The sequence below is a fragment of the Variovorax sp. 20P10.2.4 genome (genome assembly GCF_058244205.1).
The window spans coordinates 1-4,621 of the sequence record NZ_JBZAYE010000585.1 but is presented as its reverse complement, the minus strand read 5'-3'; the positions used below and the strand labels follow the sequence as shown (position 1 = coordinate 4,621).

5 protein-coding genes are annotated in these 4,621 nt (G+C 69.2%); 1 reads left to right on the top strand and 4 read right to left on the bottom strand.

Annotation, left to right across the window (positions count from 1 at the left end):
- From AC27VN_RS33535 to AC27VN_RS33525, 3 genes are all read right to left on the bottom strand, one after another.
- Positions 1–509, bottom strand: a 509-nt coding sequence (locus AC27VN_RS33535) for a maltotransferase domain-containing protein (protein WP_490879358.1), incomplete at its 3' end; no start/stop codon positions are given.
- A complete protein-coding gene (glgB, locus tag AC27VN_RS33530) occupies positions 506–2,413 on the bottom strand; it encodes a 1,4-alpha-glucan branching protein GlgB (RefSeq protein WP_490879357.1) in 1,908 nt (635 codons plus the stop codon). The genes glgB and AC27VN_RS33535, both read right to left, overlap by 4 nt.
- A gap of 267 nt (positions 2,414–2,680) precedes the next feature.
- Positions 2,681–3,157 (bottom strand): response regulator, encoded by a 477-nt coding sequence (locus AC27VN_RS33525; protein ID WP_490879356.1) that lies wholly within the window; start codon positions 3,155–3,157, stop codon positions 2,681–2,683.
- 431 nt (positions 3,158–3,588) lie between these two features.
- Here AC27VN_RS33525 and AC27VN_RS33520 point away from each other — a divergent pair, with 431 nt between their 5' ends.
- Entirely contained in the window at positions 3,589–4,221 is a 633-nt protein-coding gene (locus AC27VN_RS33520; RefSeq protein WP_057593235.1) for a response regulator, read from the top strand.
- Between the two features lie 10 nt (positions 4,222–4,231).
- On the opposite strand, the gene AC27VN_RS33515 is transcribed toward AC27VN_RS33520, so the two are convergent.
- Positions 4,232–4,621, bottom strand: a 390-nt coding sequence (locus AC27VN_RS33515) for a sulfite exporter TauE/SafE family protein (RefSeq protein WP_490879355.1), incomplete at its 5' end; no start/stop codon positions are given.

Here is a 4,621-nt window from a genome sequence, read left to right as displayed (position 1 = left end):
ATCTCGTGGCGCCACGACTCGAAGGAATCGACCCAGGCGCTGACGCTGTAGAGGTAGCGACCGATCGCGGGCGGCGCGAACGCGGCCTCCCAGACGTCGTTGCCGAGCGCGCGCATCGGCAGCTCGCGCACCGCGTCGCGTGCCCCGTTGCTCGCTTCGGGGCGCCAGCGCAGCATCACGCGCAGCACGTCGTGGCCGTCGGTGAAGCAGTGCGCCGTGATCGTCGTGCGCTGGCCCACGATGGCCTTGACCGGGAAGCGGCCCTCGTCGACCGAGGGCAGCACCGCGCCGATCACCGCGCGGATGCGGCCATCGGAGCCATCGGCGGGGGCGGGCGCATCGGGCGCGACGGTTGCCGGCGCGAAGCTCAGCGGCGGCTCTGGCGGCGGCAGCGAACGCTTGCGCGCGGGGGCCTTGGTCTCGGTGCGGGGGAGGGAAGTGCTTTCGCTCGCGGTCTGAGTCTTGCCCTTCGGTGCCTTGGCGCCGATCGGGGTGGTTTCACGCTTCATCGTTGGCCCTCGGATTGCAGGATCACGGTGGACAGCGGCGGCAGCGTGAGGCTCAGCGAGTGGCGCCGGCCGTGCGAACGCACGGGCGATGCCTCGACCTCGCCGAAGTTGCCCCAGCCCGCGCCGCCGAACTCGGTGGCGTCGGTGTTGAGCACCTCGCGCCAGATGCCGCCGCACGGCACGCCGACCAGCAGGTCGGTGCGCGGCACCGGCGTCATGTTCACGGCCACCAGCACCGGCGGGCCGCCGTGCGCGGGCTTGCGCAGGAACACGAACACGCTGCGCTCGGCATCGTCGGCCTCGATCCATTCGAAGCCCGCGGGCGTGAAGTCCTGGCTGTGCAGCGCCGGCTGCTCGCGGTAGACGCGGTTGAGCTGGCGCACCATGCGCTGCAGCCCGGCATGCGCCGGCAGGCCGCAGACCCACCATTCGAGCTCGCCGTCGTGCGTCCATTCGCGGCGCTGGCCGAACTCGGCGCCCATGAACAGCAGCTTCTTGCCCGGATGCGCCCACATGAAGGCCAGCAGCGCGCGCAGGTTGGCGAACTGCTGCCAGTCGTCGCCCGGCATCTTGTTGATCAGCGAGCCCTTGCCGTGCACCACCTCGTCGTGCGAGAGCGGCAGCACGAAGTTCTCGTGGAAGGCATAGACCAGCGAGAAGGTCAGCGCATGGTGGTGGTGGCGGCGATGCACCGGGTCGTGGCGCATGTAGTCCAGCGTGTCGTGCATCCAGCCCATGTTCCATTTGAGGCCGAAGCCCAGCCCGTCCATCTCGATCGGGCGCGACACGCGCGGCCAGGCGGTCGATTCCTCGGCCACGGTGAAGGTGTCGGGATGGTCGCGGTAGACCGCGCGGTTGAGCGTTTGCAGGAACTCGATGGCCTCGAGGTTCTCGCGCCCGCCATGGCGGTTGGGCACCCAGCCGCCCGGGCCGCGCGCGTAGTCGAGGTAGAGCATCGAGGCCACCGCGTCCACGCGCAGGCCGTCGATGTGGTACTTGTCGAGCCAGAACAGCGCCGAGGACACCAGGAAGCTGCGCACCTCGGGCCGGCCGTAGTTGAAGATCGCCGAGTTCCATTCGGGATGGAAGCCCTGGCGCGGATCGGCATGCTCGAACAGGTGCGTGCCGTCGAAGAAGGCGAGGCCGTGCGCGTCGGTCGGGAAGTGCGAGGGCACCCAGTCCAGCAGCACGCCGATGCCGCGCTGGTGCAGGTGGTCGACGAAGTACATGAAGTCCTCGGGCGTGCCGTAGCGCGCGGTCGGCGCGAAGTAGCCCGTGGTCTGGTAGCCCCAGGAACCGTAAAACGGATGCTCGGTCACGGGCATCAGCTCCACGTGCGTGAAGCCCATGTCGTTCACGTAGTCGGCCAACGCATGGGCCAGCGCGCGGTAGCCCATGAACTGGCCGTCCTCGCGCCGCCACGAGCCCAGGTGCACCTCGTACATGGCCATCGGGGCATCGAGCGCGTTGCGCGCATGGCGCGTGGCCATCCATTCGCCGTCGGCCCAGTCGTGGCCTTCGCCGAGCCGGTGCACGCGCGAGGCGGTGGCCGGCGCGAGTTCCGACGAGAAGGCGAAGGGATCGGCCTTGTCCTCGACGTGGCCGCGCTGGCGCGAGCGGATGCGGTACTTGTAGGTCTGGCCCGGCCGCACTTCGTCGACATGGCCGCGCCACACGCCGCTGTCGCCGGGTACCGGGCTCAGCGGATCGGCATCGCCGTTCCAGCCGTTCCAGTCGCCCACCACCGAGACCGACTCGGCATTGGGCGCCCACACGGCGAAGTCGGCGCCGCTGTCCTCGTGCGGATGGCAGCCGAGCTTGTCGAACAGGCGCGCGTGGGTTCCTTCGCGAAAAAGATAGGCGTCGGTGTCATCGAAGACAGCGGGGGGGTGGACAGCAAGCACGGTGATTCCTTGGAACGGTGTCCCGGGCGCGGACCTCTTCGCGGGTCCATCGCCGAAGACCGGTAAGGCGGGGAGAAATCCATTTCCCCCGAAGCGCGCGTGCTTGCGTCGAAGCGTTCACCGCTTCGATCTGTCGGAGAAGAAGCCGTCCGGAAAAATGGAACAGCGATGCAACGCGCGGGCGTTGCGAAGGACGGTGCGCTCGCGCGGGCTGGCGAGCGGGAAGAGAGAAAAAAAGAAGGGGGCGCGCGGCCCCCGTTCAATCGATCAGGCCGCGTCGCGCACCGGGCCCGAGCAGGCGCGCGTGAGTGCGCGGTTCAGATCCTCGAGCGCATAGGGCTTGCGCAGCCACACGCTGCCGGCCGGCGGCTGCGCGGGCTCGGGTTCGCCCGAGGCGAAGATCACCGGGATGCGTTCGATCGCCATCAGCTTGGCCGCGAGGTCCTTGCCCGACAGGCCCGGCAGGCCGACATCGAGCATCAGCAGGTCGAAGGCGCCGCGCATGTAGCGCGTGATCGCCGACTCGGCGCTGCGCACGCCCGTGGCCCAGTGCCCGATCGCGCGCAGGGCCTCGAGCGAGGTGGCCATCGCGTCCGCGTCGTCCTCGACCACGAGGATGCGCAGTCGGTTCGGGTCCGCGGGCGGTGGTGAATCGGAGGACAAGGAGGAAGGGCGGTCGACGAAGCTCGGTGCGTTCGCGGAGGGTGCCGAAGGTGCGGAGGGCGTGCTGGCGGTGGCGTTCATGTCGGGATGACGGAAATGCCGTGCACCCGGGGCTTCGGCGCAAGACGTCGACGCGACAGGCGGCAGGGCGATGCCGAATGAATGTGTGTGGTGGATGAAGGAATTGCATCCCAAGCTAACCAGCGTAAGAGGATGCGTCTGTCGGACGGCACCGCGTGCGGGCGCGGGGAATGCGCCGCGCGCCCGAAGGCCGGGCCCGGGCGCGAGGTCGCGGCGAACGCCAAGGAATTCCTCGCTTCCTACCCTTTTCGCACCCGGAGGCAGCGCCGTGTCGGCGCAGTCCGGCGATCGCGCAAGACGCCGTTCCATTCCCGTGCAGGACAAGGGCCCGTGTTGGGTGCGAGGCCTGCCGCACGGGCCTTCGCTATGGCATCGTTGCGCCCTGCCCGAATTCCGGGCGCCTCATGTGAATGGACCAGGAGAAACGCATCATGATCAAGATCGGAATAGTGGATGACCATGCCGTGGTTCGCGAGGGCCTCAAGGCGCTGTTCTCGGGCTTCGTCGAATTCCGCGTCGCCGGCGAGGCCTCGTCGGGCCGCGAGGCGATCGACCTCGTGCGCACCACCGAGCTCGACGTGCTGCTGATGGACCTCTCGATGCCCGGCCAGAGCGGCATCGACGCGCTCGGCATGATCCGCGCGAAGGCCCCCGACCTCGGCATCCTCGTGCTGAGCGCCTACCCCGAGGAGCACTACGCGGTGAACCTGATCCGCCAGGGTGCCTCGGGCTATCTCAACAAGGACTGCGAGCCCGAGGAGATCGCCAACGCGATCCGCACCGTGGCGCTGGGCCGGCGCTACATCACGCCCTCGGTGGCCGAGATCCTCGCCAACCAGCTCGACCGCAAGGACGACGCGCCGCCGCACAAGCACCTGTCGGAGCGCGAGTTCCAGGTGTTCCTCAAGCTCGCCAAGGGCGAATCGGTGGGCAGCATCGGCGACGCGCTGTCGCTGTCGGTCAAGACCGTGAGCACCTACCGCACCCGGCTGCTCGAGAAGCTGCACCTCAACACCAACAGCGACCTCACCTACTACGCGATGAAGGCGCAGCTGATCGATTGAAGCCGCGGCTTCAGAACCAGATCCGCGCCGCGTAGTACGCGCTCATGAAGAGACCGGCCGCGATCACCACGCGCCGCACCGCCTGCGCGGGCAGCACCCGCACCAGCTGACCGCCGGCCCAGCCGCCGGGCAGCGCGCCCGCGAGCATCGCGAGCGTGGCCTGCCAGTGCACCGTGCCGCGCGCGATGAAGATCACGATCGCCGCCAGGCTGACGGCCGTGGCCAGCAGGTTCTTCATCACCTTCACGCGCCGGATGTCGTCGGGGTCCTCGATCGCCAGCAGCGCGCTGAGCATCACGCCGAGTCCCGCACCGAAGAAGCCGCCATAGACCGAGACGGCCGTGAGCGCGGCCGTGCCAGCGAGCGCATTCGGCGCCGCGCCCTCGCGCCGCCGCGCGGC